Source organism: Actinotignum sanguinis (assembly GCF_030230305.1).
Taxonomy (GTDB): domain Bacteria; phylum Actinomycetota; class Actinomycetes; order Actinomycetales; family Actinomycetaceae; genus Actinotignum; species Actinotignum sanguinis.
Genome location: NZ_JASPCQ010000001.1, coordinates 208553 through 234299, shown reverse-complemented (window position 1 = coordinate 234299; position 25747 = coordinate 208553). Strand labels below are relative to the sequence as shown.

At 61.9% G+C, this 25747-nt stretch carries 26 protein-coding genes and 1 tRNA gene; 15 read left to right on the top strand and 12 right to left on the bottom strand.

Features of this window, described 5'->3' with window-relative positions; all coding sequences use genetic code 11:
* The first annotated feature begins 81 nt into the window (after positions 1 to 81).
* Both QP828_RS01060 and eno read left to right on the top strand, forming a co-directional pair.
* A complete protein-coding gene (locus tag QP828_RS01060; RefSeq protein WP_284891057.1) occupies positions 82 to 426 on the top strand; it encodes a hypothetical protein in 345 nt (114 codons plus the stop codon).
* A gap of 219 nt (positions 427 to 645) precedes the next feature.
* The gene (gene eno / locus QP828_RS01055; RefSeq protein ID WP_016443220.1) at positions 646 to 1926 is read left to right on the top strand and encodes a phosphopyruvate hydratase; all 1281 of its coding nucleotides are present in this window, start codon (positions 646 to 648) and stop codon (positions 1924 to 1926) included.
* A gap of 631 nt (positions 1927 to 2557) precedes the next feature.
* Here eno and QP828_RS01050 read toward each other — a convergent pair.
* Positions 2558 to 2731: a hypothetical protein gene (locus QP828_RS01050; RefSeq protein WP_284891056.1), complete on the bottom strand. Its 174-nt coding sequence runs from the start codon at positions 2729 to 2731 to the stop codon at positions 2558 to 2560.
* A 200-nt stretch (positions 2732 to 2931) separates the two neighbouring features.
* Between QP828_RS01050 and QP828_RS01045 the strand changes: the two genes are divergently transcribed.
* Both QP828_RS01045 and QP828_RS01035 read left to right on the top strand, forming a co-directional pair.
* Entirely contained in the window at positions 2932 to 3513 is a 582-nt protein-coding gene (locus QP828_RS01045; protein ID WP_431832055.1) for an FtsB family cell division protein, read from the top strand.
* 2 nt (positions 3514 to 3515) lie between these two features.
* Positions 3516 to 5066 carry a DUF501 domain-containing protein gene (locus QP828_RS01035; RefSeq protein WP_394532162.1) on the top strand — a complete coding sequence of 517 codons (1551 nt, stop codon included), beginning with the start codon at positions 3516 to 3518 and terminating at the stop codon, positions 5064 to 5066.
* On the opposite strand, the gene nhaA is transcribed toward QP828_RS01035, so the two are convergent.
* Positions 5063 to 6445: a Na+/H+ antiporter NhaA gene (gene nhaA / locus QP828_RS01030; RefSeq protein ID WP_284891054.1), complete on the bottom strand. Its 1383-nt coding sequence runs from the start codon at positions 6443 to 6445 to the stop codon at positions 5063 to 5065. The genes QP828_RS01035 and nhaA overlap by 4 nt on opposite strands.
* A gap of 180 nt (positions 6446 to 6625) precedes the next feature.
* Here nhaA and QP828_RS01025 point away from each other — a divergent pair.
* A tRNA-Leu gene (locus QP828_RS01025) sits at positions 6626 to 6699 on the top strand.
* Between the two features lie 302 nt (positions 6700 to 7001).
* The gene (locus QP828_RS01020; protein ID WP_284891053.1) at positions 7002 to 7952 is read left to right on the top strand and encodes a Bax inhibitor-1/YccA family protein; all 951 of its coding nucleotides are present in this window, start codon (positions 7002 to 7004) and stop codon (positions 7950 to 7952) included.
* A 76-nt stretch (positions 7953 to 8028) separates the two neighbouring features.
* Here the strand turns inward: QP828_RS01020 and msrA are convergent, their stop codons facing one another.
* Positions 8029 to 8670, bottom strand: a complete 642-nt coding sequence (gene msrA, locus QP828_RS01015; RefSeq protein ID WP_284891051.1) for a peptide-methionine (S)-S-oxide reductase MsrA — start codon at positions 8668 to 8670, stop codon at positions 8029 to 8031.
* 87 nt (positions 8671 to 8757) lie between these two features.
* The gene (locus QP828_RS01010) at positions 8758 to 9243 is read right to left on the bottom strand and encodes a GreA/GreB family elongation factor (protein WP_016443212.1); all 486 of its coding nucleotides are present in this window, start codon (positions 9241 to 9243) and stop codon (positions 8758 to 8760) included.
* 465 nt (positions 9244 to 9708) lie between these two features.
* Here QP828_RS01010 and mca point away from each other — a divergent pair, with 465 nt between their 5' ends.
* Positions 9709 to 10611 (top strand): mycothiol conjugate amidase Mca, encoded by a 903-nt coding sequence (gene mca / locus QP828_RS01005; RefSeq protein WP_284891049.1) that lies wholly within the window; start codon positions 9709 to 9711, stop codon positions 10609 to 10611.
* Here the strand turns inward: mca and QP828_RS01000 are convergent, their stop codons facing one another.
* Together QP828_RS01000 and trhA are read right to left on the bottom strand one after the other, a co-directional pair.
* Positions 10612 to 11646 carry a PPK2 family polyphosphate kinase gene (locus QP828_RS01000; protein ID WP_284891048.1) on the bottom strand — a complete coding sequence of 345 codons (1035 nt, stop codon included), beginning with the start codon at positions 11644 to 11646 and terminating at the stop codon, positions 10612 to 10614. It abuts the gene before it with no gap.
* A 158-nt stretch (positions 11647 to 11804) separates the two neighbouring features.
* A complete protein-coding gene (trhA, locus tag QP828_RS00995; RefSeq protein ID WP_349017789.1) occupies positions 11805 to 12428 on the bottom strand; it encodes a PAQR family membrane homeostasis protein TrhA in 624 nt (207 codons plus the stop codon).
* Positions 12429 to 12902: 474 nt separating this feature from the next.
* On the opposite strand from trhA, the gene QP828_RS00990 reads away from it, so the two are divergent.
* Positions 12903 to 13658: an isoprenyl transferase gene (locus tag QP828_RS00990; RefSeq protein WP_274734778.1), complete on the top strand. Its 756-nt coding sequence runs from the start codon at positions 12903 to 12905 to the stop codon at positions 13656 to 13658.
* 60 nt (positions 13659 to 13718) lie between these two features.
* Here QP828_RS00990 and QP828_RS00985 read toward each other — a convergent pair whose 3' ends face one another.
* The 4 genes from QP828_RS00985 to QP828_RS00970 are packed head-to-tail and all read right to left on the bottom strand — an operon-like array spanning position 13719 to position 18032.
* Positions 13719 to 14723, bottom strand: coding sequence for a carbohydrate kinase family protein (locus tag QP828_RS00985; RefSeq protein WP_284891046.1), 1005 nt, complete (start codon positions 14721 to 14723; stop codon positions 13719 to 13721).
* The gene (locus QP828_RS00980; RefSeq protein WP_284891045.1) at positions 14720 to 15490 is read right to left on the bottom strand and encodes an exodeoxyribonuclease VII small subunit; all 771 of its coding nucleotides are present in this window, start codon (positions 15488 to 15490) and stop codon (positions 14720 to 14722) included. The genes QP828_RS00985 and QP828_RS00980 overlap by 4 nt, the downstream gene beginning before the upstream one ends.
* Complete coding sequence (gene xseA / locus QP828_RS00975) at positions 15480 to 16733, bottom strand: exodeoxyribonuclease VII large subunit (RefSeq protein WP_284891044.1); 1254 nt, start codon at positions 16731 to 16733, stop codon at positions 15480 to 15482. Before xseA ends, QP828_RS00980 begins: the two co-directional genes overlap by 11 nt.
* Before the next feature lie 33 nt (positions 16734 to 16766).
* On the bottom strand, positions 16767 to 18032 hold the full coding sequence (locus QP828_RS00970; RefSeq protein ID WP_284891043.1) for a DNA recombination protein RmuC: 1266 nt from the start codon (positions 18030 to 18032) through the stop codon (positions 16767 to 16769).
* A 194-nt stretch (positions 18033 to 18226) separates the two neighbouring features.
* On the opposite strand from QP828_RS00970, the gene QP828_RS00965 reads away from it, so the two are divergent.
* From QP828_RS00965 to QP828_RS00940, 6 genes are all read left to right on the top strand, one after another.
* On the top strand, positions 18227 to 19036 hold the full coding sequence (locus tag QP828_RS00965; RefSeq protein ID WP_284891042.1) for an SDR family oxidoreductase: 810 nt from the start codon (positions 18227 to 18229) through the stop codon (positions 19034 to 19036).
* A gap of 84 nt (positions 19037 to 19120) precedes the next feature.
* Entirely contained in the window at positions 19121 to 20200 is a 1080-nt protein-coding gene (gene ychF / locus QP828_RS00960; protein WP_284891041.1) for a redox-regulated ATPase YchF, read from the top strand.
* A gap of 19 nt (positions 20201 to 20219) precedes the next feature.
* Positions 20220 to 20762 (top strand): GNAT family N-acetyltransferase, encoded by a 543-nt coding sequence (locus tag QP828_RS00955; protein WP_087070465.1) that lies wholly within the window; start codon positions 20220 to 20222, stop codon positions 20760 to 20762.
* A 52-nt stretch (positions 20763 to 20814) separates the two neighbouring features.
* Positions 20815 to 21444, top strand: a complete 630-nt coding sequence (locus tag QP828_RS00950; RefSeq protein ID WP_284891040.1) for a GNAT family N-acetyltransferase — start codon at positions 20815 to 20817, stop codon at positions 21442 to 21444.
* Positions 21445 to 21502: 58 nt separating this feature from the next.
* On the top strand, positions 21503 to 22054 hold the full coding sequence (locus QP828_RS00945) for an NADPH-dependent FMN reductase (RefSeq protein WP_087070467.1): 552 nt from the start codon (positions 21503 to 21505) through the stop codon (positions 22052 to 22054).
* An 11-nt stretch (positions 22055 to 22065) separates the two neighbouring features.
* The gene (locus tag QP828_RS00940; RefSeq protein WP_200807173.1) at positions 22066 to 22602 is read left to right on the top strand and encodes a methylated-DNA--[protein]-cysteine S-methyltransferase; all 537 of its coding nucleotides are present in this window, start codon (positions 22066 to 22068) and stop codon (positions 22600 to 22602) included.
* A 68-nt stretch (positions 22603 to 22670) separates the two neighbouring features.
* Here QP828_RS00940 and QP828_RS00935 read toward each other — a convergent pair whose 3' ends face one another.
* Positions 22671 to 23285 carry an HAD-IA family hydrolase gene (locus QP828_RS00935; RefSeq protein WP_087070468.1) on the bottom strand — a complete coding sequence of 205 codons (615 nt, stop codon included), beginning with the start codon at positions 23283 to 23285 and terminating at the stop codon, positions 22671 to 22673.
* A 232-nt stretch (positions 23286 to 23517) separates the two neighbouring features.
* Here QP828_RS00935 and QP828_RS00930 point away from each other — a divergent pair, with 232 nt between their 5' ends.
* A complete protein-coding gene (locus QP828_RS00930; protein WP_087070469.1) occupies positions 23518 to 24771 on the top strand; it encodes an amidohydrolase in 1254 nt (417 codons plus the stop codon).
* Positions 24772 to 24813: 42 nt separating this feature from the next.
* Here the strand turns inward: QP828_RS00930 and QP828_RS00925 are convergent, their stop codons facing one another.
* Positions 24814 to 25683 carry a DNA-methyltransferase gene (locus tag QP828_RS00925; protein WP_087070470.1) on the bottom strand — a complete coding sequence of 290 codons (870 nt, stop codon included), beginning with the start codon at positions 25681 to 25683 and terminating at the stop codon, positions 24814 to 24816.
* Between the last annotated feature and the right edge of the window lie 64 nt (positions 25684 to 25747).

The window sequence follows — 25747 nt, the reverse complement described above, 5'->3', positions numbered from 1 at the left end:
TGCCGGGCCCGCTTTTTCGAAAAACTAGTGACGTTTCATTTTTTTGCTCTAGGATGATAAAAGCACAACAAAGGAGTTGTTATGACGATGAACGTGAGTCCGAATCTTCTAAAGAATTTTGCGCGGCGCACGTACGGCGTTGCGGGTGCGCTGTTGGTCATCGCGATTTTCCTCCAGATTGCGGGGCCCTTCGCCATGCTGGAGCTCAATGAGCTTTCCGCTGGCACCGCCGATCCGGTCAAGGTTGGCGTGGCCTATGTGGTCAAGGTGCTCATGGACATCTTTACCCTGCAGCTGGCCGGGGTTGCCGCGCTCATCGCTTTCCTGGCTCACCCCGTGCTGACCTCGGTGGTGAAAGAGGAGGGGAGCGGGGCGGGCGTCGTCGTCGTACCTAACGGCGCAGCGGAAGAAACCACGGCGCACTAAACTCTCCGCGCAAGTGCGTGAGCTAGTTAGCACCCGGGCGGTTCGCGCGCGGTGCCAAAGTCCCGAGTGGGCGAAAATCTTCGCGGCTCAGGGCGAAAACGCCGAGTTAATCACGGCCTGAGCATGACGCGCGCGGGTGTTTTGAGAGACAATAGAAACAGCGGATATTCCGCGCAGGTAGCCACAACTATGTGGCACGGTCTATATGAAGGAGTACCTGTGGCATTCATTGAGGCAGTTAACGCCCGCGAAATTCTCGACTCCCGTGGCAACCCCACCGTTGAGGTTGAAGTTGTCCTGGATGATGGCACCTACAAGCGAGCATCGGTTCCCTCCGGCGCGTCCACCGGCGCCTTTGAAGCCGTGGAAAAGCGTGACGGTGATAAGGGTCGTTACCTCGGTAAGGGTGTCGAGCAGGCAGTGGAAGCGGTGAATGAAATCATCGCTCCGGAAATCATTGGCATGGACGCCAATGATCAGCGCGCTCTTGACGCGCTGCTCATTGACCTGGACGGCACGGATAACAAGGGCAAGCTCGGCGCGAACGCCATCCTGGGTGTGTCCCTCGCCGTGGCGCACGCCGCCGCCGAATCGGCCGGCCTGCCGCTCTACCACTACATTGGCGGCCCGAACGCCCACATCCTGCCCGTTCCCATGATGAACATCCTCAACGGTGGCTCGCATGCCGATTCCAACGTTGATATTCAGGAATTCATGATCGCCCCGATCGGCGCCGAAACCTTCAAGGAAGCGCTGCGCTGGGGTGCTGAGGTGTACCACACCCTCAAGAGCGTTCTCAAGGAACGCGGCCTGGCCACCGGCCTGGGCGATGAGGGCGGCTTCGCCCCCAACCTGGATTCCAACGCCGAAGCTCTGGACCTCATCGTCGAAGCGATCGAGCGCGCCGGCTACACCCCGGGCAAGGACTTCGGTCTTGCCCTGGACGTTGCCGCCACCGAATTCTTCGAGAACGGTGTTTACAAGTTTGAGGGCGGCACCAAGTCCTCGGACGAAATGATCGCCTACTACGAAGAGCTCGTGGAGAAGTACCCGCTCGTGTCCATCGAGGATCCGCTCTCGGAAGACGAATGGGATGCCTGGAAGAAGCTCACCTCCGAAATCGGTGACCGCGTCCAGATCGTTGGCGACGACCTCTTCGTCACCAACCCCACCCGCCTCCAGAAGGGCATCGAAACCAAGGCCGCGAACGCGCTCCTGGTGAAGGTGAACCAGATCGGTTCGCTGACCGAAACCCTCGAAGCCGTGGAGCTCGCGCACCGCAACGGCTTCCGCACGATGACCTCGCACCGCTCCGGCGAAACCGAGGACACCACGATTGCGGATCTCGCGGTGGCCACCAACTCCGGTCAGCTCAAGACCGGTGCTCCGGCCCGCGGCGAGCGCATCAACAAGTACAACCAGCTGCTGCGCATCGAAGATGAACTCGGTGAGGACGCAGTCTACGCCGGTCGCGCTGCTTTCCCGCGCTTCAAGGCCTAAGCTTCTGGAAGCTCCGGGCTGGCTAGCTGGGTAATCAGGTAGCCCGGTGGCCCACGGATAGCGCTGAGCGCCGCTCCTTCCTTTCGGGGGAGGGGCGGCGCTTTGTTGGGTGGCCGTTTGGTGCGCGCATCCGAATCGCCGCGGCGGCAGGTGCGGGGTGTTTTTCCGAGGTGTACTTCGCATGTACGACATCTGCACTACATCTCTGAAAACATATACCGCCCGGCCTGGGCCTCGTGTGACTATTGGGCGTTGTGAAACTCGTGAGATTCTTAGGGGATGATCGTCGCGTTTGCCCGAAAACAAAATGCAACGGCAGCTACGTTAAGAAATTGTTTTGATGTCGTCAGGTTGCATTGTGTGACCTTGGCGGGGGCGCGCCCTATTCGCGGGCGGTGATGCCGGGCGCCTAGACTGGTAGCCATGAGTGTTCGCCGTCCCCCCTCGCGCCCCGAGCGCAACCGCCGCATCTCCGCGCGCGGAGTTCTGGGGAATCAAGGATCTGAAGCGAACCAAGGAAATCAGGCGAAGCGCCGCGACGCGGCGCTAAACCGCAGGGATGCTGCGCCGAATCCCCGGGACGCCGGGGCAAACCCCCGCTCAAGTGGTACCCGGCGAAAAGGATCCGACCTCATGCCGCGCGGTAAAGCAGGTAGTCGGAAACCGAAGCGACCCGATAGGGGAGCGCGCGGCGATGCGCAGGCGCGCTCAGCCCACTCAGCAGCCCGTTCACCTCACTCGGCTGCTCGTTCAGCCAGCTCTCCGGCTCGCGCCGGGGCTGCTTACCGCAGTGAAACGCCATCACGCCCGGGTGCTACCCCGCGGCCCGGAACCAAGCCTCGCACCGGAGGAAAACCGTGGCAGGGGGGAAATCAGCGCCAAGCCACCAGTAACCGCTCGGATAAAAGCAGCCGGCCCGGGCGGGGCGGTACGCCAGCGAACAAAGTTGGGAGAAAAGGCCAGCGCCGGGCCATAAAAGTGGAAACCGGCCAGCGCCAGCACACCGTGAGCTTGCGAGCCGTAGCTATCGCGCTTTTTACTATCCTCGCCATCATTATTGTGACCCCCACGGTTTCGCGCTTCTCAGAACAGCAGCACGAATTGCGGGCGGTGCGTGCAGAGCTGGAAAACGTGCAGCAGCACACCCGGGAACTCGAAGTGGAAAAGGCCCTGTGGAACGACCCGGATTACGTGCGGGCCCAGGCTCGGGTGCGGCTTGGCTACGTTGTTCCCGGCCAGCGGCTCTTCGTGGGCGCGGACCCGAATGAGGGCACCGCCCAGGAGCAGCTGGAAGAACGGGTCGCCACCGTCAATCGCGAACGCCGCGCGAATACTCCGTGGTACATCACCGGCTGGGATTCCATCACCATCGCGGGTAATTCCGTGGACGGGCAGATCGATAACCCGGACGAAGCCCCGATGTACACGCCGCCCACGCCGCAACCGGATGGAGCCACGCAACCGGAAGTCGAAACCCCGGCGGATGGCTCGGCTCCCGCCCCGGCAGATCAGTCCGCAGAACAACCCGCGCCGGAAGACGCCGCAAACCAGGCACCCGATACCGCGCCCGCCCCCGAAGGAGAATAAGCATGACCGATGTCCTCACCGAGCGCGATGTCACCCCCGAGCTTCTCACCCGTATCGCCGCGAATGCCACCCCGCTGCGCCCCACCGACCGCGCCGAGGTAGCCGCCCAGCTCGGGCGCGTCCCGCGCGGCCTCGTCGGCATCGGGGCACGCTGCGCCTGCGGCCGCCCCGCGGTCACCATCACCCTGCCGCGCCTTGGCCACGGCGAACCCTTCCCGACCCTCTTCTACCTGTGCCTGCCCTACCTGGTCAAAGAGATTTCTCGCCTGGAAGCGCGCGGGGAAATGGCCACCATGACCGCTGCTTTATCCGACGACGCCGCATTGCGCGCCGCTCACCTGGCCGCCCACGAATCCTATATAGCGCGCCGCTCCCTGCTCGGTGAGGTCCCGGAAATTGCCGGGGTGTCGGCCGGTGGCATGCCCGAGCGGGTCAAATGCCTGCACGCGCTGGCCGGCTACGCGCTGAGCGCGGGGCGGGGAGTATGCCCGCTGGGGGACCGTGCCCTTGAGCTCGTTGGCTGGGACGCCACCACCTGCCACTGCGAGGATGCACCCGCCGCGCCCTCGCAGCGGGTTGCCGGTATTGACTGCGGCACCAATTCCATTCGCCTCCTCATTGCCGATGTTCCCGGAACGGACGGCAGCGCCCTGAGTGATATCACCCGCCAGATGGAAATTGTGTACCTGGGCCAGGGTGTGGATGCCACCGGGCACTTCGCCCCCGAAGCCCTCGAACGCACCCTCAACCAGGTCGATATATACGCGCGCCTCTGCCGGGAAGCGGGAGTGACCTCCATTCGCTTTGCTGCCACCTCCGCTACGCGTGATGCCTCCAACCGGGCGGACTTCCTCGATGGGGTGGTGGCCCGGCTCGGGGTGCGCCCCCAGGTGCTCACCGGCGCTCAAGAAGCCCAGACCTCTTTCTCCGGCGCAATTTCCGCGCTGAGTTCGCCCACCTCCCCGGTGCTCCTTATTGACCTGGGTGGTGGCTCCACCGAACTCGTGCTCGGGCGCGCGGACGGCAGCGTGATAGCCAGCCATTCCATGGATATTGGCTCGGTGCGGATGCGCGAACGCCACCTGCGTCACGATCCACCCACCCCGACCGAACTGGAAAATGCCCGCGCCGATATCCGCACGGCCTTAGACGAAGCAGAAAAGCACGTTCCCCTCGGGCAGGCTGAACAGGTGGTCGGGGTGGCCGGTACCGTCACCTCGGTAACCGCCACCTGGCTGGGCCTGGACACCTACGATTCGGCGGCCGTGCACGGCACCGCGATGCCCTTGGCCGATATCGATAAGGTCACCGACTGGTTTATCCACGCGCCCCTAGAGGAGCGCGCCGCGCTCGGCTTTATGCACCCGGGGCGGGCCCCCGTGATCGGAGCCGGGGCGCTGGTATGGCAAGAAGTGGTGCGTCGCATTGCCGAGCGTTGCAGCGCCGCGGGCCGTCCACTCGCCACCATCACCACCTCGGAACACGACATCCTCGACGGCCTGGCCCTGTGGGCTGCCCGGGAAGCCCAGCCTCCCGCCCGGCCCGCCGCTTAGGAGGCAGAGTCCGGGCTGCTACTGGCGGCGTCGTCGTGCAAGGTACCGGAAGCGCGGTGATGCCGCACCCGCACCCGGGTAGCGAGCGCCCCGAGAACCACAGAGAGTAGTGTGCCGAGGAGTACGCCCACGCGCGCGTGAGCTTCGTGCGGGTCGGTGGGCGCGAAGGAAAGCTGCGCGATAAGCAGCGAGACCGTGAAGCCGATACCGGCCAGGATTGACATGGGGAAAATATCGCCCAGGTGCAGGCCCTCGCCCAATTTGAGGCGGAAAACTTTCACGAAAAGCCAGGTGCCGCAGAAAATGCCGAGGCATTTGCCCAGCGGGAGACCCAGGTAGATGCCGATGGCAACCGGGTCGGTGAGCAGCGCGGTGATTCCGCCGGCATCGGTAATATTCACGCCCGCGGCGAAGAAGGCGAAAATCGGCAGTGCAATCCCGGCCGACCAGAAAATAAGCCGTTCGCTATAGCGTTCCGTGAGCGGGGTGTCATCCGCGTCGGTGGTGGACGTGGGGATCATAAAACCAAGGACTACCGCGGAAATGGTGGCGTGGACTCCGGCGCGGAAGAAACAGTACCAGCACACCAGCGCCAGCGGCCACAGCAGCCACCAGCGGTTCCAACCTTTCCAGCACAGCAGCCCGAACACGACCGCCACCAGCAAGCCGCCGGCCAGGAAAAGGATATTGACCCCCTCCGAGAAGAAGATCGCGATGACGATAATGCCGCCCAGGTCGTCGGCCACCGCGAGCGTCATGAGGAAAATACCGGCGGCTTTCGGTAGCCCCTTACCCACCAGCGCCAGCACCCCGAGCGCGAAAGCGATATCGGTGGCAACAGGAATAGCCCAGCCGTCATAAATATGGGCGCCGGAAATAGCCTGGGTAGCGCAATACACCCCAATAGGTCCGAGCATACCGGTCACCGCAGCCAGCACCGGCAGGGCCGCCTTACGCGGGTCGTTGAGGGAACCGATGGTGAATTCCTGCTTGAGTTCCATGCCCACCACGAAGAAGAAAAGCGCGAGCACGAAATCCGCGGCCCAGTGCGCCAGATCCAGGTGGAGCCCTAAGCTTTCCGGCCCGATTTTCGTGGCTGCCAGCGCGAAATAAGTATCGCGGCCCGGGGAATTGGCCCAGATGAGCGCCACGACCGCCGAAATGACCAAGACCAGACCGGCAAAAGATTCATTACGCAGTGCCTCGCTGTAGCGTGTGACCGGCGCTGCGAGTTTCCCCACCCGGCGCAGGCCCGAGCGGAGCTTGCGCTGCCCGGTTTCCGAAGCGCTTTCCGGGGGCGCGGCGCTTTCCGCTGCGGTGGCGGATTCAGGTGCGATGGCGGATTCGTGAGTGGTGTCGCGGTTCTCGCGCTGTGTCATTCCCTCTCGATTCTATGTGCCTAGGTTTTGGTGGTACGACGGCGCAGCTAGCGGCCGGCGGCCCCTACTCAGGTACAAGCCGGTGAAGCGACGCGCTTAGGATCCCCCCTACTCTACAGGGTGGCGCAACAAGGTAGTATTCTAGGGATGTTCATACGGGCCGGCGTGCTCGCATGTTCAGCCCCCGTAGCCCAATTGGCAGAGGCACCCGACTTAAAATCGGTTCAGTGTCGGTTCGAGTCCGTCCGGGGGTACTGATTGGATATGCCATGTTTCGGGAGCTGATGCTCGGGGGTAATCGCGGAGGTGTGTCCGGGTTTATTCCGGTTTATTCCCGTAAACAGTGATCTTAGGCTGATTGAGGAAAACCAAGAAGTCTTTCAGGAAAAATTCAGGCACGGGCTTGAGAATAACCCTGGAGACGATAGTGGACGAGTTATAACCAAGTTTCTACGTAACCTGGATGCTAACCGGACGATGGTCGCGTCTGACAGTAGGCGGGCCGCCTATCCGGCGGTCCACCACAATACAGGAGGGTATTTTGTCGAATCCCGTGATGAGTAACAACCCGTATTTCCGCAAGGGTGCTGCCACACCGAACCAGCAGTTCCGCGGTGGCAATATTGCAACGGAACCGCGCCAGGGGTACCAGGCCGGCCCGGGTGTTTATGAACAGCCGGGTGGCGGCTACGGTGCGGAGCAGTCCGGCTGGCACAACCAGTACAACTTTGCGCATCCGGACTACGGTCAGGCTTATCCGCAGCAGGACTATGACCAGTACGCGGGCGGCTACGGCCAGCCCGGTGCTTTCGGGGCTCCGGCAACCGCCACCATGACCTATGACGATGCCATGGTGAAAACCGCGATTCTGCTGGCGGTCTCCATCGTTGCCGGCGCGGCCACCATGCTTTTCGTGCCGCTGGACTACGCGATGATGCTCGCTATCCCGGCCTCCCTCATCGCTTTCGCGGTGGGCATGTTCGGGGCTTGGCGCCCGATGGTCGGCCCGGGTATCTCGATTGCCTACTCCCTTTTCCAGGGCGTGGCTCTCGGCGCGATCACCAATGCTTTTGACACTCTCTATCCGGGGGTCGCTTTCCAAGCGATTCTGGGTACCGCGATTGTGGTGGGTGTAGCGGTGTTCCTCCACATGTCCGGCAAGGTCCGCACCACGGCCAAGGGCCGTCGGGTGGTCCTCACCATCATGATCGCCTACATTATCTTCGGTTTCGTCAACCTCATTCTGATGCTGACCGGCGTGACCAACTCGCTGCGTAATATTACGGTGGGTGGCTTCCACCTGGGAATCATCCTCGGTCTGGTTATGATCGCGGTGGCGGGCTACGTGCTCATCTCAGATCTGGAAACCGCCAAGCTCGCGGTGGAACGCCACGCCCCGAAAGAATTCGCGTGGACGGCAGCTTTCGGCATCGTTATGACGGTCCTGTGGATTTACCTCGAAGTGCTGCGCGTCGTGGCCTACCTGGCCGCATCCTCGCGGAACTAAGGCTGATAGCTCAAACGAAGGCCGGGACGGAAAAAATCCGTCCCGGCCTTCGGTGGTTTCTGGTAATGGTCCGGGGCTAGCCGAGCGGGCCAGCGCCCGGGAGCGGGCAGGCGATCCCGGTGCGTGCATGGCATTGGTAGCCGTGCGGAACCTTATGAAGATAACCCTGGTGCTCCTCTTCGGCCAGGTAGAAGGGCCCGGCGGCCAGCGCCGGTACCACTTCCGTCACGATAGCTCCCCGCCCGGCCGCCCGAAGAACACCCTCATAACCGGCAATCATGGCCCGAGCGGTGCGCTCCTGGATGTCCGTCGTCGTAAAAATAGCGCTGCGATACTGGGTGCCCACATCGTTTCCCTGCCGATTAAGCGAGGTCGGATCATGGGACTCGAAGAAAAGCTGAAGTAACTTCTCCAGCGGAAGCACACGCGGATCAAAAACCACTCGCACCGTTTCCGCGTGCCCGGTGCGGCCCGTGCACACCTCCGCGTAGGTGGGATTCGGCGTGGTGCCGCCCATATAGCCAACCGCGGTGCTCAGCGTGCCGGCTTCCCAAGCCAGCTTTTCCGCACCCCAAAAACACCCGGAGGCCAGGTAGATAAGCTCCTCACCCGGACCGGGTTCGGCAAGCACGGGCGTACCCAGAACCACGTGCGGCGCCGGATTCGGATTAATCGGATCGGGTCGGCCGGGCAGTGCGGGGGTAGCAGACAGATTCACGATCAGCTCCTTAGCTCTTACCTAAATGTTCGCCTTGCTTTCCGCTTTCCTTGGTGCCTTCGCGTGGCACCTTAGCCTTCTAGCTTCCTAGCCTTCGTAGGGCTTGATATCAAGGATTTCCACCTTGACGGGGCGGCCCAGGCGGTTCTTGAAGGTGGTTTTCTCCCCCTTCTTCAGGCCCAGGATTGCTTGCCCGAGCGGCGCGCTTTCCGGATACACTTCCATCCCCACAATATCCGCGGCCTCCCGCGAACCGAGGAGGAAGGTTTCTTCCATGCCGCCAATGGTGGCTGTCACAACCGTGCCGGAGGCCACCTCATCACCCGAGGGAGGCTCGGATACATGGGCGTTTTCCAGCAGAGCGGTCAGCTCTACGATCCGCCCCTCCAGTTTCGACTGCTCTTCGCGAGCCGCCTGATAGCCACCGTTCTCCCGCAGGTCACCTTCCGAGCGGGCCGCTTCGATCTTCTTGGCGATCTCCGCGCGCTGGACGGTAATCATGTCATTGAGTTCGGCCTTGAGGTGCTCATACGTTTCGGGGGAGAGCCACGCTCCCTTGGTGTTTTCAGACATCTCTTCTCTTTCTCGTCACGGGGTGGGTGCGAGATATGCACCTACCCGGTTGGTCATTCGGTTATGAGTCCGCGCTCGCGCGGCGCAGCTCGGCACGCCCTCGTGCGGCGATGCGGTTGCGGGGGCCCGAGCGCTGGGCGCGGGTGGGACGCCCCACTCGGATAAAAAAATTCATGCCCTGACAGGCATGTTTCTCCGGCTAAGCATACCAGCCTTCCGCGGCTTGCAACATTCCCGTGCGTATTCCAAGATTCCACCATGTCACGATCCCACGATTCCCTCCCGGCACCCAGCCGTGTTCCACTCCGTTACCACCCCGCGGCAGTGCCCGGAGCATCTTGGTAGAGTAGCGCGGTGAATCGGCCCGGTGGCAGCCGCGCCCATGAGCGCACGTCCACAGGCCCGTATCACTAGCACAAAACCCACGAGCTAAGCCCAAAAGCCAGCTGCGGAAGGAGAAGGATAATGGACGAACGCCGCCTCCTTAGCGTCCACGCCCACCCGGACGATGAATCATCAAAAGGCGCAGCTACGCTGGCTAAATACGCCCGCCTCGGCCGAGTCCGGGTGGTCACCTGCACGGGTGGCGAACGCGGAGATATCCTCAATCCTTTATTCGACGCCGCAGCTCTGGCCGGGCGCACCATGGCGCAGCTACGCCGGGAAGAAATGGCGGCAGCAGCCCGCATTCTCGGTATTGAGCACGTTTTCCTCGGCTTTGTGGATTCCGGACTTCCCGAGGGATACCCGGATGTTGAGCTGCCCGCCGATAGTTTCGCTCGGGCCGCGGATACGGATGTACACCGTGCCCTCGTGGCCCAAATCCGCGAATTCCGGCCCCAGGTGGTGACCACCTATGACGAAAACGGCGGCTATCCGCATCCCGATCATGTGCGCACCCATACCGCGACCCTCGCGGCGGTGCGGCTGGCGGGAGAGCCGTGCTGGCCGGAGCTGGGTGAGCCCTGGAAGGTCTCCAAACTTTATTACGACGCCAATCTTTCCTTCACCCGGCTGAGCGCTTTGCACGAAGCGATTCTCGCAGCCGGCCAGGTCAGCCCATTTACGGAGTGGCTCCAGGAGGCCGCGCAATTCCCGCGCCCGCGGCATGCCGCAAGCACCCGGGTCGGCGTCGTCGCATATTTCCCACTACGTGATGCGGCCATGCGTGCCCATGCTTCCCAAATCGACCCGAACGGGCTTTTCTTCGCTGCGCCGCGGGATCTGGAGGCGCAGGTGTGGCCGCACGAGGATTTCTACCTGGCGGCCTCCACCGTGGGTCCGGCCCCAACGGAGGGTGAAACGGACCTCTTCGCGCGGGTACCCGGACTGGAGAGCGAAGAGCAGGCGGCGGCGCGTTACCGTTAGTTACTGCCCGTTCCCCACCCGTTCCCCGGCATCTTTGCGGGCGTCTTGCGTGATGAGCTTTTCCACGCCGTTGCGGTAATCCTCGGATTCAGCGGCGACATCCTCAACCTCCGCACGGAGTTCTTCCACGGAGAGCTGCGCGGTGTGGCGGGGCATGGTGGCGAGCACCTGCGCGGCCTGGGTACGCGGATCCCAGCGGACCTCCGGCCAGCGCGGAGCCAGCCGGGCCAGCGCCTGGGCGAGGAGCTCGGTTACCGCGAGCCGCGCGAACCATTTACGATCTGCCGGCACCGCATACCACGGGGCATATTCCGTGGAGGTACGCTCGAACATCGCTTGGTAGGCATCCATATAGGCGGGCCACTGGGCGCGCGCGGCCACATCAGAAGGCGAATACTTCCAGTGTTTATCGCGGCGCGCCAGCCGGCGCAGCAGCCGGAAACCCTGTTCCTCATAGCCGATAAGCAGGGCCACCTTGACGAGCGTATATCCAGCATCCACGAGTTCACGTTCGAACTCATTGATTTTTTCGTACCGCTCCTCAATTTCCGCGGGAGTGGCCAGCTCATCTACCTTCCCGACCAGCACATCTTCATAATGCGAGCGATCAAAAACCCCGATCATCCCGGCCGGCGGTAGCGCACGCCGAATCCGCCACAGGAAATCGTGGGAGAGTTCCTCCGCGGTGGGTACCCCGAAAGACCGGAGATGCACGCCCTGCGGATCGACCATCCCGAGCACATGCCGGCAAATACCGCCTTTACCTGCGGTATCCATCCCCTGCACGATGAGCAGCACTCGCCGCTCGCCGCCCTGACGCGCTTCGGCATAGAGCCGTTCTTGCAGCTCCGCAAGGAGCTTCCCGCGCTCCTTCATGGCGGCTTTCCCGGCCTTTTTATTCCCGTGCCAGCCAGGTGTGGATCCGGTAGCAACGGAGGCGATCTGAAAACCAGCCCGGATTTGCAGCGCAATACCGGGTGCCGTGGTCCAGCTACTTTCCCGGTCTCGCGCCTTTGCGTTTTTCTTTGTGCTCATTTTCGCTCCTGTGCCTGAGAGGTTTCGTGTGGTGCTGCGCACCATTCTAGCGGGGGTACGACGTCGCCTGCGCCCCTGCGGGCCGCGGGGAGTAGGCGGGCGGCAGGCTTGGCTGGCCGTTGGTGCCGAGACGGCCGGCCCCACTGCGCTGCCCGGATTTATGAGGCGACAGCAAAGAGGGTAAGCCAGACCGCCACCGCGTGGCAGGCGTAACCCGCCACTGTTCCGGAATGGAAGAATTCGTGGAATCCCCAGGTGCGCGGCCAGGGATTGGGCCAGCGGAAAGCGTAGGCGAGCGCACCTACTGTGTAGCAGATCCCGCCGGCAATGATGAGCCAGACGATAGCCGGGCCACCGGCTTCCCACATATCGGGGAGGAACCAGATGGCCACCCACCCGAGCGCAATATAGAGGGGAACGTACAGCCAGCGCGGTGCCGCCGGCCAGAAATTGGAAAGCGCAATCCCGCCGAGCGCCCCGCTCCACACAATGGCCAGTACCAGCGCGGCGGTGCCGCCCGGTAGCAGGGCAAGGGAGAGCGGGGTGTAGGTTCCGGCGATGAGCAAGAAAATATTCGAGTGATCCAGGCGCCGCAAAATAGCGTGCACTTTCGGCCCCCACGAACCCAGGTGATATACCGCAGAGTGCCCGAATAGCACGACGGCGCTCAGCCCGAACACGATGACTCCGATGGTGAGGGCGGCAGTGGGCGCGAAAACTATTTGCACGATCATATTTGCCAGCGCGAGTGGGGCAATAATGGCGTGCTGCCAGCCGCGCAGAGCCGGTTTCGGGAGTACGGATGCGGGTAGCGAAGGTAAATTGTGCGCTGCCCGAGGCCGCCCTGCTGCGGTACGAGAGTTCCGGTCTTTCTTTTCGCCACGTGGTGGCTGAGAGAGGGTATCCGCGTGGCGTTCGCTAGTGGCGTGACAAGGACGGGTCATGGTGCTCCCCACGTGGTCGGTGAATACCTCCGGGATGTCCGAAGATCAACAAACGCGGCGGTGGGCAAGGCGGGAGGTGTGGCTCCGGTTCGCCGCACCGCTTTGAGTCGCTGGCGCAAGTGTACGCCCCTTCCCTGAATATTTTCCGGGTATCTTTTCCTGTTCCCCCAGGATGGGCGGGCTACAGTTAAACGGTTAGGCATCTGGTTGCGCGGCTCGGCTCCGGTTTTGACGGGGTGCGGCTCGAGTGCAGCCTTGCCGGGCGCGGCTCGTGCCACAGTGGCTAGAACGAGGGAGGGGAACAGCGTGGGAATGTCATCATGGCTCTACGCAGCCTATGAGCGCCGCTTGGTGCGTGAGCTTTCCGGGAAGCGTATGCCGCAGCATGTGGCAATTATGCTGGACGGAAACCGCCGTTGGGCGCGGGAACTGGGCGAATCTGCTACCTTCGGTCACCGGGCGGGGGCTGAGCGTATCGCTGAAGTCCTCGGTTGGTGTGAAGACGCTGGTATTGAGGTGGTGACCCTGTGGTTGCTCTCCACGGATAATCTTTCCCGGGCAGCCGAAGAAGTGGGTCCGCTACTGAGCATCATCTGTGAAACTGTCGAAAATCTGGCGCGCTCTAGCCGTTTCCGCCTGGTGGCGGTGGGGAATCTCGATCTTCTTAGTGAGGAATATGCCCAGCGCCTGCGTGCCGCGGCCGCGAGTACCGAAGCCTGTACCGGTTTACATGTGAATATTGCGGTGGGCTACGGCGGGCGTCAAGAAATTACCGACGCGGTGCGTTCCTACCTGCGCGACCAAGCAGCAGCCGGGCGTAGCCTCGCGGAGGTTGCCGAAGATTTTTCCCTCGCGGATATTACCGATCATCTTTATACCCGTGGCCAACCGGATCCTGACCTGGTGATTCGCACGAGCGGGGAGCAGCGCATGAGCGGTTTTATGCTCTGGCAGTCCGTGCACACCGAACTCTATTTCTGTGAAACCTACTGGCCGGATTTCCGGCGCGTGGATTTCTTGCGGGCCCTGCGTGACTATACGCAGCGTGATCGACGCCGCGGGCGCTAGGCCGGGCGCTACAAAATCAAGCTCTTATAACACCGTGGCGCCTATGCCCGTTGAAGCGCGCTAAATTAGACCTTCGCGGCTCTGGTATTCGAAGAAGCCTTCGCTGAGTTCATTGCGGGTGAGCGGTTCCCAGCCTGCATGTGCGGTCATGAGGCTGCGCGCGGTGGTGGCGAAAGCACCCACGGTGTACAGGTGGGACATGGACATGGTGGCGAGTCCGGGGCTGGCTTCCCGCCCGAGCAGACTCACCCGGTCCAGGGTATCGATGGTGGTGGCTATAAAAGCGCTCCGAGCTCCCGCAACATCCACAAAGGGGCGCGGGAGGGAAGCTACGTGGAGGCGGTCACCCGAGGCGGTGATCATGAGCGCGGCACCGTCCTCAAGAAGAATAGCTACGAGCCGCGGCCCGAAACTGAACCAGTGTTCGGCCACCGCGGCGAACTCATTTTCGGGGCCGCTGATACCGTAGAGAAGCCGGATGTCTTTTGAGGTTGCGACGACGACGTCACTCAGCTGCAAGAAACTTTCGGCTTGGATACGGACCCGATCCAGGTTGCGGGCCCGGGGGTGGCGCAGTGCCGGCGAGTAGATGATGGTGGAGGTGGATCGGCACACCCGCAGCCATTCGCGGACGGTGTGGGCTGCGGGCATGGCATGGCAGGCGTCTCCACCGAAAGTAGTGGCCGAGGGGCTGAAGAGATCAAAATCTAGTTTGCGGGCGCCACGTTCCGGAGCCGGCAAAATATCCCAGCTTTCTTCCGGATCCCCGTGTCCCTCCCCGTAATGAGCTTCGGTGAAAGCAGCCGGGGGTGGGGTGGTCAAGCCGGAGGTGAGAGCGGCGCTGGCCGGAGGTGAAGCGGGGCGCAAGAGGAGCTCCACGCCGTGCTCGGCGGCGTAATCACGCACGACCTGCGGATCGGAGGCTTCGGAGATATCGGTGACCATCCGCACTTCGCGCGCCAGGTGGGCTAGATTAACCGCCACCTTGAACATGGTACCGGCACGAAAAGGGGTTTCCTGTTCGCGCTGGTTGGCGATGGCATCGCCAATGACAAGAACTGTCATGCGAAATCCTCGGGGTGGCGGGTGAGTGGGGTGGTATCAAGACCCGTTCCGTCCGCGAATTCTTCCGGGTCGAAATCGTCATCATCGCCGGCCGGCGGGTTCGCAACGGAAGGCTGCTGGGGAGCGGTGGCGCCATCGGGTGCGCCGGCGGGAGCTACCGCACCGCGTTGGGTAGCGGGGGCTGATGCGGCCTCGGGTACGGGTTGAGGAGCTGCCTGAATAGCCGGTACATCTTCGGCGCGTACTTCGCGCACCGCTTCCCGTAGGGCAGCCACCCGGTCTTCTTTAGATGCCTGCGGTGGGATAGCGGGCGCGGGTGCCTGATAGCCGCCTGCTTGTACCGCGGCCGACGGGGCTTGATGAGTGGGAGCGGTAGGCAGAGCAGGGGTTCCTGTGCTTCTTGCCGGCCCCGCGGCCTGGGCTGGAGCGGTAACCGAGCTAGTCGAGTCGGAGAGATCCGCGAGGCTTTCGCCGCGTTCGGCTGCATCAATACGGGCCGCAGCGCCATCAAGCCAGCTCTGGCAGTGGCGGGCCAGAGATTCCCCTACCTCCCACAGTCGCAGGGATTCTTCGAGAGGAATGGAGCCCTGCTCCAGGCGGGAAACAATATCGACAAGTCGGGCCCGGGCTTCTTCGTAGTTGAGGGTAGCCACGCGCGCCTCAATATCTTCGCGCGGGCGGGGTACGGATGCGCCTGATGCGTGGGGTGAGTCTGGCGCTGGTGCCGGGGGTGCGAATCCCTCAGGAGTGGTTCCCTTAGCTACCATGCGCGCTCCCTTTCACTTCGAGATGGAGGGCCCCGGCGGCCAAAATGGCACGCAGGTGTTCTCCGATTTGGACGTCGTTTTCTTGTGAGACTACTCTGTTGTCCCCGCTTAGGATAACCGAATACCCGCGTTGCAGTGTTGCCTGGGGTGAGAGGGCCCGCAGCTGGGAAAGAAGTGAGGAGATATCTTGGGAGCTGGAAGCCATATCGCGCCGGATATGGGCCCGCAGCCAGGAGCGCAACGACTGGATATCCTGTTCGCGCACTTCCACCATAGTTCGGGGGCGGGCCAGGACGGGTCGGGCGCGTAATGCTTCGAGTTCTTTGGTGGCACGGTCGAGTCGATGGCGCATACCCTGGCGCAAGCGGCGCACGGCTGCCTGTACCCCTTCACGTTCAGCTTCCCGATCCGGAACGATGCGCTTGGCGGCATCCGTGGGCGTGGAAGCTCGTAGATCTGCCACGTAGTCACTGATGGGATTATCGCCTTCATGCCCGATAGCGGAGACCACCGGAGTGTGGGTAGCCGCAATAGCACGCACGAGGTGCTCATCGGAGAAGGGGAGGAGGTCTTCCACGGACCCGCCCCCGCGCGCTAGCACAATCACATCCACTCCCGGGTGGGCATCTAGCTCGCGCAGGGCCGGAATCATCTGGGCCACGGCATCCCGGCCCTGTACTGCTACTTCGCGCACCTCGAAACGTACCCCGGGCCAGCGCAGCGAGGCATTAATAATGACATCCTCTTTCGCTTTGGTATTGCGCCCCACGATAAGACCCACCGTGCGGGGTAGGAAGGGGAGGGGCTTTTTACGTTCCGGTGCAAACAGTCCTTCGGAAGCGAGTTTGGCTTTCAGAGCCTCCAAACGCGCGAGAATATCACCCACCCCAACGGGGCGGATTTCCTGTGCCCACAGGGATAGCGAGCCATTGCCGGTATAAAAATCGGGAACGGCCCACACCACCACCCGACTTCCGGAAGTGACGGTTGCGGGAAGTAGGTGGCTGAGTATTTTAACCGTCATAGAGACGTTTTCTTCCAAATCCCGCAAGGTGAGGAACTGGACTTTTGCTCCGGGGCGGCGCTGGAGGGTAATGACTTCGCCTTCCACCCATAACCGCGACATTTTCGCCACATATTCCCGGATTTTTACCGAGAGCAGGCGTAGCGGCCACGGGCGATCCGGTGTTGTCTGCGCAGCCCGTTGCGGCAGGGTTGCGGGTACCGGAGTTGTTGAAGCCATATCAGTTATCGTGCCATGTTTTGCCCCGCACTGCTACGGGACAATCCGTGTTTCGTGATCATCTTCGCCGTCGAGTGCTTCGCGCAGCCCAGCATCGTGGAAGCGTTTGACCTGACCTTCTTCCGCAGCAATGGTTGGTGGGGTAGAAAAATCGGCATCTAGGCTTTCCAGGCGGCGCGCGGTGACCAATACGCGCGAATCGAAAGAGGAGAGCGCGGAATTGTAGTTTTTGACCGCTGAGGTGAGAGAGTTCCCGAGCTTTTCCAAGTGGCCGGCCACCACCCGGAGCCGATCCGTCATTTCCCGCCCGAGCGTAATAATATGTCCGGCTTCTTCACTGATCTTGCTGGAGGCCCACAGTGTTGCCACGGTGCGCAGCAGCGCCAGGAGCGAGGCTGGGGAAGCGGGGACCACCCCGAGGGCCAAGGCATCTTCCAGGAGCGGGGGATCTTCCCGCAGCGCCTCCGCGAGCAGTGATTCTCCCGGAAGGAACATAATCGTGAGCCGAGGTGACCCTGGGAAAAGTGCGGGGTAATCCCTTTTAGCCAGCGCGTTTACGTGGGAACGCACCGCCTTGGCGTGCTGTTTGAGGAGATCGTGGCGCCGCGCGATTTCCTCCGCCGTGGTAGCCGGGGCGGCCTGTGCCTGGAGCATAGCGGTGAGGGGAACCTTGGCATCGAGAGGGAGATGTGCGCCGCCGGGCAAGTGGATAACCATATCCGGGCGCGCAAGCCCGGCACCGCTACCGTGCCCGCTGCCTGCACGTGAAGCAACCTGCTCGGAAAAATCAACGTGGGGGAGCATCCCGGCGGCTTCCACCACCCGGCGTAATTCCACTTCACCCCACATTCCTCGCGCCGAGGTGGAGCTCAGCGCCCCGCGCAGCGCCTGGGTGGCCCGCGCGAGATCTTCCTGGGTGCGGGCCGCCGCGGTGAGCTGGGTGCGGATTTCGGTGCGCTGTTCACCTTGGAGGACCTGCACATCACGGACCCGCTGCTCCATCACCGTGAGCTGTTGGGTAATAGGTGCCAGGGAACGCAAAATGTTGTTATCTGTTTTAGCCCTGGCGATGAGCCCGTTATTTTCCTCCTCTAAACGATCCGAGCGGGCCTGGGCGGCCGCCAAGTGCGCCCGCACCGCCCCGGCATCGCGCTGCGCCTCCTCTAGTTGGTGGCGCACCCGCGCTAGCTCCCGCGCCGAAACTGCGCCACCCAAGCGCACTCGCGCGCTCAAGAAACCCAAGGCGAAACACGCGCATCCCACCGCGATAAGAGCACCTATAACAATCGAGATATCCATAGCGGTATTCAAACACCCGCCTACGACAGAAAAATGGGAGGGAAGCGCGCTGGCGTCGTCGCCCCTTGTTCCACGTGACAGACTTTGATAGCTTTCAAGGTAGCGGAACACAGCACATCTCATCACAAAAAATTAGGGCTAACGTCACCGCTGGTGGTGCCGTGAAGAAGCGGCACCGGGAAGAAAGGAACACCATGTCTACTATCGTTGTGACCGGAATGGGCTCGGGTATCGGCGCTGCCTGCGGGAAGATCCTGGAAGAACGCGGGCATACGCCCGTCGGTGTTGATTTGCGCGGGGCGGAATTTGACGCGGATCTATCCAGCCCGGAGGGGATCGCGGATGCGGTCGCTCGGGTGGTGGAAAAGTACCCGCAGATTGACGGTGTGATCGCGAATGCGGGAACCCAGAGCAATTCACCTCTCGATCTCAAAGTGAATTTCTTCGGTGCGCGCGACACCGTCCGCGCTTTCCTTCCCTACCTGGAAAAAGCGGAAAACGGGCGCGCGGTAATTACTGCCTCCTGCGCCAGTTTGCAACCCAGCGATCCCAAGCTTGTACAGCTGCTTCTTGATGATCAGCGCGAAGAAGCTCTCGCTTACGGCAAGGAACTCGCCGCGCAGGGCCCGATGCAGGGCTACGCGAATTACGCGTGCTCCAAGCGCGCTATTGCCACGTGGGTGCGCCGCGCGGCCGTGAGCGAGGAATTCGCCGGGCGCGGCGTCGGGCTCAATGCGGTGGGCCCGGGGGTGGTTGCCACCCCCATGACGAAAGAACTCCTCTCTACCGAGGAAGGGCGCAAGCAGGCTTTCGGTGCGCTGCCCGCCCCGTACCACGGCGCTTCGGAAGCTCGCGATATTGCCGATGCGCTCGTCTTCTTCGTGACCGGACTCTCGCGGACCATCACGGGGCAGATCCTGTATATCGACGGCGGTGCGGACGCAATTTTGCGCGGCGAAGATATTTGGCACGCCCCGAAATCCATGGACGCGCCCGCGCAGTAGTGCAGCACCTCGGTAGCGCTCCGCGCCACTAGCGTACGTCCGGATAGCAGCCCGCCCTCCTTTCTCTTAGCTAGAATGGAGGGCGTGGCTTTAACAATTGGTATTGCAGGACTTCCCAACGTCGGAAAATCGACCCTTTTTAATGCGCTCACGCGCGCAACGGTGCTCGCGGCGAACTACCCCTTCGCGACGATTGAGCCGAATGTGGGTGTGGTGCCGCTCCCGGATGCGCGGCTGACTAAGCTCGCCGAAATTTTCGGATCTCAGAAAATCCTGCCGGCGACGGTCGATTTTGTGGACATCGCCGGAATCGTGCGCGGGGCATCCAAGGGGGAGGGCCTGGGCAACCAATTCCTCGCCAATATTCGCGAAGCGGATGCAATTTGCCTGGTCACCCGCGCTTTCGCCGACCCGGACGTCGTGCACGTGGAGGGCCGCGTGGACCCGAAAGATGATATCGAAACGGTCACCACCGAACTCATCCTCGCTGATATGCAAACTCTGGAGAAGGCTATCCCGCGCCTCGCCAAGGAAGTGACGGGGAAGAAAACCCCGAAGGAAACGCTCGATGCGGCGCAGCGGGCCTACGCGCTCCTTGAGGCGGGCGAAGTGCTCTCCAACCACGCCGCCGAATTTGACGCGGATATCCTGCGTTCCTTCCAACTCATGACCTCGAAGCCCTTCATCTACGTTTTTAATACCGACGACGACGGCCTCGCTGACACCGCCATGCAGCAGGAACTACGTGACTTTGTGAAACCTGCCCAAGCCATTTTCCTCGATGCCAAATTCGAAGCGGAACTGGTGGAACTCAGCGAAGAAGAAGCCCGGGAAATGCTGGAGGCCACCGGTCAAGAAGAATCCGGCCTGGACCAGCTGGCTCGGGTGGGCTTCGATACCCTCGGCCTGCAAACCTACCTCACGGCCGGCCCCAAAGAGGCCCGCGCCTGGACCATCCACAAGGGCGATACCGCCCCGCAGGCCGCCGGTGTCATCCATACCGATTTCCAGCGCGGCTTTATTAAAGCCGAGGTGGTGTCTTTCGATGACCTGGTGGAATACGGCTCTGTGGCCGCCGCTCGTGAACACGGGAAGCTGCGCCAAGAAGGCAAAGACTACGTGATGCAAGACGGCGACGTGGTCGAATTCCGTTTTAATGTATAGGTAGCTCTTGGTAACGAGCGTGGGAACGAAGGTTGATACTGTGCTGCGCGCGGTGCGTGAGGGCGACGCCGCAGCTATTGTGGCGGCCTTCGCCTCCCATCCCGATATGATCCGGCAGGGCAATATCACGGATATGGCCGGTGCTCGCCGCTATATCGCGCAGATCTTGGAAAATCCCGATTCGCAGCTGGCCTGGGTCATCGCCCGGGAAGATAGCGATGAACTCATCGGTATGGTTCGTATTCACGCGGATGGTGATGAGAAAAGCGGGTGGTTGTCCTACTGGTTGCACCGCGATTACTGGGGCCGTGGAATCATGTCTAGAGCGGCGGCAACCGTCGCGGATTGGGCGCTGTGCGAGCGCGGGCTGGAACGCTTGGAACTCGGACACCGGGTGAATAACCCGGCTTCGGGAGGGGTGGCCCGCGCGGCGGGATTCCTCAAGGAAGGAACCGAACGCGGGAAATTTCTGATTAATGGGTGGCGTATCGATGTTGATTTGTACGGAAGGTTGGCGAGCGATCCGCTGCCTCATTACCGCCCCGTTCCGTATCGTGGATAACCAGCTCAGAACCTCTTCCCCTAAAAGTGTTTTTCGTTACACTTAAAGAGTTATGGATACCACGACACCTGAAGAATTTTCGGTGACAACCACGCGGCTGCGATTGAGGCTGCACCGGCCCGATGATGCGCCGTGGCTGCATAGTATTTACAGCCGTGAAGATGTCACCAGATACCTCATGACCGATGCCTGGAATCCCGAACGGGCGGTCAACGAAGCTGCCCAGCGCGCCCAGGCGCGGGATTTGCGCGGCCCGCAGGCCGCGCTCGCCGTCGTCATCGAACTCGATGCGCAACCCATCGGGGACGTGCGCCTGTGGATGACCGATCCGCAGCACGGCGTCGCGGAGATTGCCACCGTGCTCCACCCGGATTTCCGCGGTCACGGCTACGCATCGGAGGCTATGCGGGCCATGATTCGCTACGCCTGCACCCGGTGCGGAGTGCATCGCGTTGCTGCACAAATGGATGCGCGGGATCGGGTCTGTGAGCTTATGCTCCAGCATGCGGGAATGCGTAAAGAAGCGCATATGCGCCAGGACTTCTGGCTCAAGGGGGAGTGGACCGACACCATCGTCTACGCGGTGCTCGCCAGTGATCTGCGTGAAGGTGGTGGCGATGCCGAAGCCGAAGCGGAGGGTGTTCGCACCGAGCTAAAAGGGGAGCACCCCACGTCCGATTGAATGGTAAATGAGAGATTGGTAATCTGGGTGTCGCTCACCTAAACGAAAGGACACGTTTATGAAGATCGCCATTATTTCCGGATCAATTCGCGAGGGCCAGGCCACCGAGGGTGTGGCCCGGTACGTCGCCCAGCTCGCAGCCCAGCGGGCGGGGGAGGTCGCTTACGAACTCGTCAATATCAAGGATTTCGATATTCCGCTCCTCACCAGCCCCGTGGTTCCGGCTGCGGCCAACGGTCGCTACGATAATCCGGCCATCCAGCGCTGGGCCGATAAAATCAGCGAATTCGACGCCTTTATTTTCGTGACCCCGGAATACAACCACGGGGTGCCCGGGGCCTTCAAGAACGCGGTGGACGCGCTGGGCGTTGAATGGATGAATAAGCCGGTTGCTTTCGTGGGGCACGGCTCCATCGGGGGCGTACGCGCTATCGAGCAATGGCGCCAGATTACGGCTAATTTCAATATGCCAGCTATCCGTTCCGAAGTGAATTTCATGATGTTTGAGGACTGGACGGACGGCGAATTCACTCCGCTGGAACGCCGTGCGAGTGAGGTGGAAGCCGTGCTGAGCGGCCTCGAACACCGCACCGCCCAGGTCGCGAAGTAAAGAAACCTCCCGTGACACGTGCCTGCGCCGCAGCGGTATGGCGGACGTGCGATTCCCCACTGGGGCAGTTCGCCGTTGCGGCGCAGGCGCATGCGGTGATCGCGGTGGTGCTTCCCGGGTGCCCGGGCCCGCAGGCGGTTATCGAGATTGAGAATGAGGCCGAGCGGCGCCGGGCGGAGGAGCTTGCCGCCCGGGCATGTGCCCAGCTCACCGAGTATTTCGCGGGCGAACGCACCCATTTCCGGCTCCCTACCGATCTGCTTCTCACCCGCGGCCCCTTCGCGGCCCGGGTGCAGCGTGCCCTTGAGGAAATTCCCTACGGGGAGACCCGCTCCTATGGCCAGCTTGCTGCAATGGTGGGCAACCCGCGGGCGGTTCGTGCGGTGGGATCGGCATGCGCGCGCAATCCGATACCCATTGTGCTGCCCTGTCACCGGGTTCTTGCCGCGCGTGGCGCCCCGGGCGGGTGCGCGGGTGGGCTTGATATGAAAAAAGCGTTGCTACGGCTAGAAAATTCTGTTGTGGCTGAAACTGGCCTTACGTCCTGACAAGTCTGGTTATGCCAGAAAAACTCCCGCGCCGGTACAAACTATCGGGTACAAACTATGCCGCTAGCTCATGAGCCGAGGAGCGGGAGAACCTCCGCAAGATCAGTGATGCGATAATCAGCATCCGCCTCCAGCTCAATACCGGGAGTTTCCAGGAGAGCACCGGCCACTCCAACTTTATGTGCGGTCGTGATATCAATCGGCCGATCCCCAATAGCGAGGGTGCGGGCCGGATCTAGGTGGTGCTTGCTGAGCATATGGGTGAACATCGCCGGGTCGGGTTTGCGTGGGAAACCGTCCTCGGGGCAAACCATATCGGTAACTTGGAGTCCCAAGCCCTCCAGGAGGGTGCGGGCGCTCGCGCGATCCCGGTGCGTGACCACCACATTGATCCCGGGAACCGCGGCAAGAACATCACGCACATGGGCCATCGCGGGCGGCGGTGTGATTTTCCACGAGTCTTTCAATTCCTGTTCGCGCGCCCGAAACTCGGCTTCCGGAATCCCGAAACGGCGTGAAAGCTCGGTGATGGCTAGGTTGGTGGAGTGCCGGGTCAGGCGGGCAACTTCCAGGAGGGAAACCTCCTGACCGGAATCAAGAACAACCGCCTGCAAGGTGGCATCCACATGCGGATAGGTATCCACCATGGTTCCGCCCATATCCCAAATGATGTTGTGGAACATAATCCTCCTCGCCCGGGCGCTGCCGCCGCGTGTACCGGCACCTTTTGGCTCCGCTTACCGGTACACCTCGCCTGCACACTCCCTCCAGCCTAGCCAGTCACCGCCCCGACCTGCCACGGACGTTCGGCGCGGCTGTCGATCCCGGCGCTAAAATAAACGAGGTGAGCGGACGCTTGCGCACTCTGCGCCACGGAGGCGCCCGCACCGCTAGCATCGGATGAGAGGGAACGCCGTGCAGTATCTTCCGGAGGAATTTCGCCTCAGCGCTTCGGACCGGGCCACCATGATCGGTGATTTCCAGTATTTCCACGCCAATCCCGAGCTCTCTTTCCAGGAAGTGGAGACCTCGCGGGCTCTCCGGGGACGCCTGGAAAACCTCGAACTTTCCGGTGCGATCACCCGTGAGATTATCCCCGTGACCGATACCGGTTTTGCCTGCGTGCTGCGCAACGGTTCCGGCCCGGTGGTGGGCTATCGCGCTGATATGGACGGCCTGCCCGTTGCCGAACGTACCGGCCTGAGCTATGCCTCGCGGGCCACCGGAATTGATGCGTCCGGGAAAAATGTTCCGGTTATGCACGCCTGCGGGCACGATTCCCACATGTCGATCGCGCTCGCCTTGGCCCGGGCCTTTGCGGCCCATGCGCAGCTGTGGCGCGGTACCATCGTTTTTGTTTTCCAGCCTTCGGAAGAAAACGGTCTGGGGGCACGCGCCCTGGTGGAGGCCGGTCTGTGGGAGAAAGCTCCGCGCCCGCAGGTCATGTACGGCGGGCACGTGGTGCCACGCCCGGCCGGCTGGGTCAATCTTCATCCGGGTGGAGTGCTGCCCGGCTCGGACGGTTTCGAAGTTATTGTGCACGGGGTGGGCGGGCACGGCTCGCAGCCCCATCGCGCCGTCGACCCTATTGTGATTGGTTCGGCCATTGTTACCCGCCTGCAAACAATCCGTTCCCGCATGACGGATCCGGACCGCAACGCGGTGGTGAGCGTCGGCGTTTTCCAGGCCGGCAGCCAGGACAATATCATTCCGGACACCGCGCGTCTGTGCATCAATACTCGGTTCCGGGATGAGGAAACCCGCGCAATAATCAATACCGGTATCGAGCGGATTATCCGGGCCGAAGCGCTCGCGGCCGGCGCCCCCGAACCTCTGATCCGCCAGATCCGCCAGGTAGATGCCACCGTGAACGACGACGCAGCTGTTGCGGCCTTGCGTGAGGTGATCGGTGCGGAACTGGGGGAGGAGAATGTGGCCAGCGAAACTTTCGGTTTCAGTGAGGATTTTGCGGTCCTCGGGCAGAGCGCCGGTGCGCCTTCGGTATTCTGGCTTTTCGGTGGTTTTTCGCCCGCGCAGCTCGACCCGGCGCACGGGGAGCCCGCCTCGAATCACTCCCCGGATTTCTACGCGGATCCGGAGCTTGCCCTGGAGCCTGCTTATCGGGTAGGTGCCTGCGCCCTCTATTCCCAGGTGCGTGTCGATTCCTGAACTGCCTCTACGGCAATATCCGGAGGTAGTTTCGGATGCGCGCTACTTCCAGCTGACCGCCTCGCCATCCCATTCCCCGAACTGTACCTCATCGGGGAAGCGGGTGCGCATCACCGCGATTGCTTCCGGATTGGCGTCAATGAGCAGGAACTGGCGGTCCAATTCATGCGCCGCGGCTCCGGTGGTACCTGATCCGGCAAAGAAATCAAGGACGCGGTCCCCCGGGCGAGAAGATGCGGTGATAATCCGGCGCAGAATCCCCAGTGGTTTTTGGGTGGGGTAGCCGGTTTTTTCTTTTCCGGTGGGGGAGACGATGGTATGCCACCACACGTCTGTAGGAAGTTTGCCGCGTGCTGCCTTTTCCTTGGTGACTAATCCGGGAGCCATATACGGTTCTCGATCTACATCTTCCGAATTGAAGTAGTAGCTGGCCGGGTTTTTCACGTACACCAAAATAGTGTCGTGTTTGGCGGGCCAGCGTTTTTTCGTGCGAGCGCCGTAATCGTAGGCCCAAATAATCTCGTTGAGGAAACATTCCCGCCCGAAAAGCGCATCGAGAAGCACTTTCGCGTAATGTGCCTCCCGGTAATCAAGATGGAGATAGAGCGTTCCCGAATCGGTGAGGAGCCGCCAGGCTTCTTCCAGGCGTGGTTCAAGAAAACCCCAATATTCGGCGAAGCTATCATCGTAGCCGAGTACCCGCTCCACGATCGTTTCGTAACGCTGGCCCTTGAAACCGATACGATTCCCGGTGCTGGAACGCCGGGTCACCACCGTGGAGCGGCGTTGGGTGCGGCCGGTATTAAAAGGCGGATCGAGGTAAATAAGCTGGAATGATTCAGCCGGTAAGCTCCGGAGAACCGGTAGGTTATCTCCGAACACCACAGCATCCGTATCCGCATTATTCCACATCTGCGTATCCTCACTTTCTTACCGCCGGCCGCCCGCGCGCGGGCCGGCCACTATTCCTGGAGCG

What these genes read in the sequence shown, in the direction of transcription:
- QP828_RS00935 (WP_087070468.1), bottom strand. Translation starts at nt 23,285, where the DNA reads ATGTTCCACAACATCATTTGGGATATGGGCGGAACCATGGTGGATACC.
- QP828_RS00965 (WP_284891042.1), top strand. Translation starts at nt 18,227, where the DNA reads ATGTCTACTATCGTTGTGACCGGAATGGGCTCGGGTATCGGCGCTGCC.
- QP828_RS00990 (WP_274734778.1), top strand. Translation starts at nt 12,903, where the DNA reads ATGTCATCATGGCTCTACGCAGCCTATGAGCGCCGCTTGGTGCGTGAG.
- QP828_RS01020 (WP_284891053.1), top strand. Translation starts at nt 7,002, where the DNA reads ATGAGTAACAACCCGTATTTCCGCAAGGGTGCTGCCACACCGAACCAG.
- QP828_RS00925 (WP_087070470.1), bottom strand. Translation starts at nt 25,683, where the DNA reads ATGTGGAATAATGCGGATACGGATGCTGTGGTGTTCGGAGATAACCTA.
- QP828_RS00970 (WP_284891043.1), bottom strand. Translation starts at nt 18,032, where the DNA reads ATGGATATCTCGATTGTTATAGGTGCTCTTATCGCGGTGGGATGCGCG.
- QP828_RS01035 (WP_394532162.1), top strand. Translation starts at nt 3,516, where the DNA reads ATGACCGATGTCCTCACCGAGCGCGATGTCACCCCCGAGCTTCTCACC.
- QP828_RS00985 (WP_284891046.1), bottom strand. Translation starts at nt 14,723, where the DNA reads ATGACAGTTCTTGTCATTGGCGATGCCATCGCCAACCAGCGCGAACAG.
- QP828_RS00980 (WP_284891045.1), bottom strand. Translation starts at nt 15,490, where the DNA reads ATGGTAGCTAAGGGAACCACTCCTGAGGGATTCGCACCCCCGGCACCA.
- mca (WP_284891049.1), top strand. Translation starts at nt 9,709, where the DNA reads ATGGACGAACGCCGCCTCCTTAGCGTCCACGCCCACCCGGACGATGAA.
- xseA (WP_284891044.1), bottom strand. Translation starts at nt 16,733, where the DNA reads ATGGCTTCAACAACTCCGGTACCCGCAACCCTGCCGCAACGGGCTGCG.
- QP828_RS01060 (WP_284891057.1), top strand. Translation starts at nt 82, where the DNA reads ATGACGATGAACGTGAGTCCGAATCTTCTAAAGAATTTTGCGCGGCGC.
- QP828_RS00950 (WP_284891040.1), top strand. Translation starts at nt 20,815, where the DNA reads ATGGATACCACGACACCTGAAGAATTTTCGGTGACAACCACGCGGCTG.
- QP828_RS01000 (WP_284891048.1), bottom strand. Translation starts at nt 11,646, where the DNA reads ATGAGCACAAAGAAAAACGCAAAGGCGCGAGACCGGGAAAGTAGCTGG.
- QP828_RS01010 (WP_016443212.1), bottom strand. Translation starts at nt 9,243, where the DNA reads ATGTCTGAAAACACCAAGGGAGCGTGGCTCTCCCCCGAAACGTATGAG.
- nhaA (WP_284891054.1), bottom strand. Translation starts at nt 6,445, where the DNA reads ATGACACAGCGCGAGAACCGCGACACCACTCACGAATCCGCCATCGCA.
- QP828_RS00945 (WP_087070467.1), top strand. Translation starts at nt 21,503, where the DNA reads ATGAAGATCGCCATTATTTCCGGATCAATTCGCGAGGGCCAGGCCACC.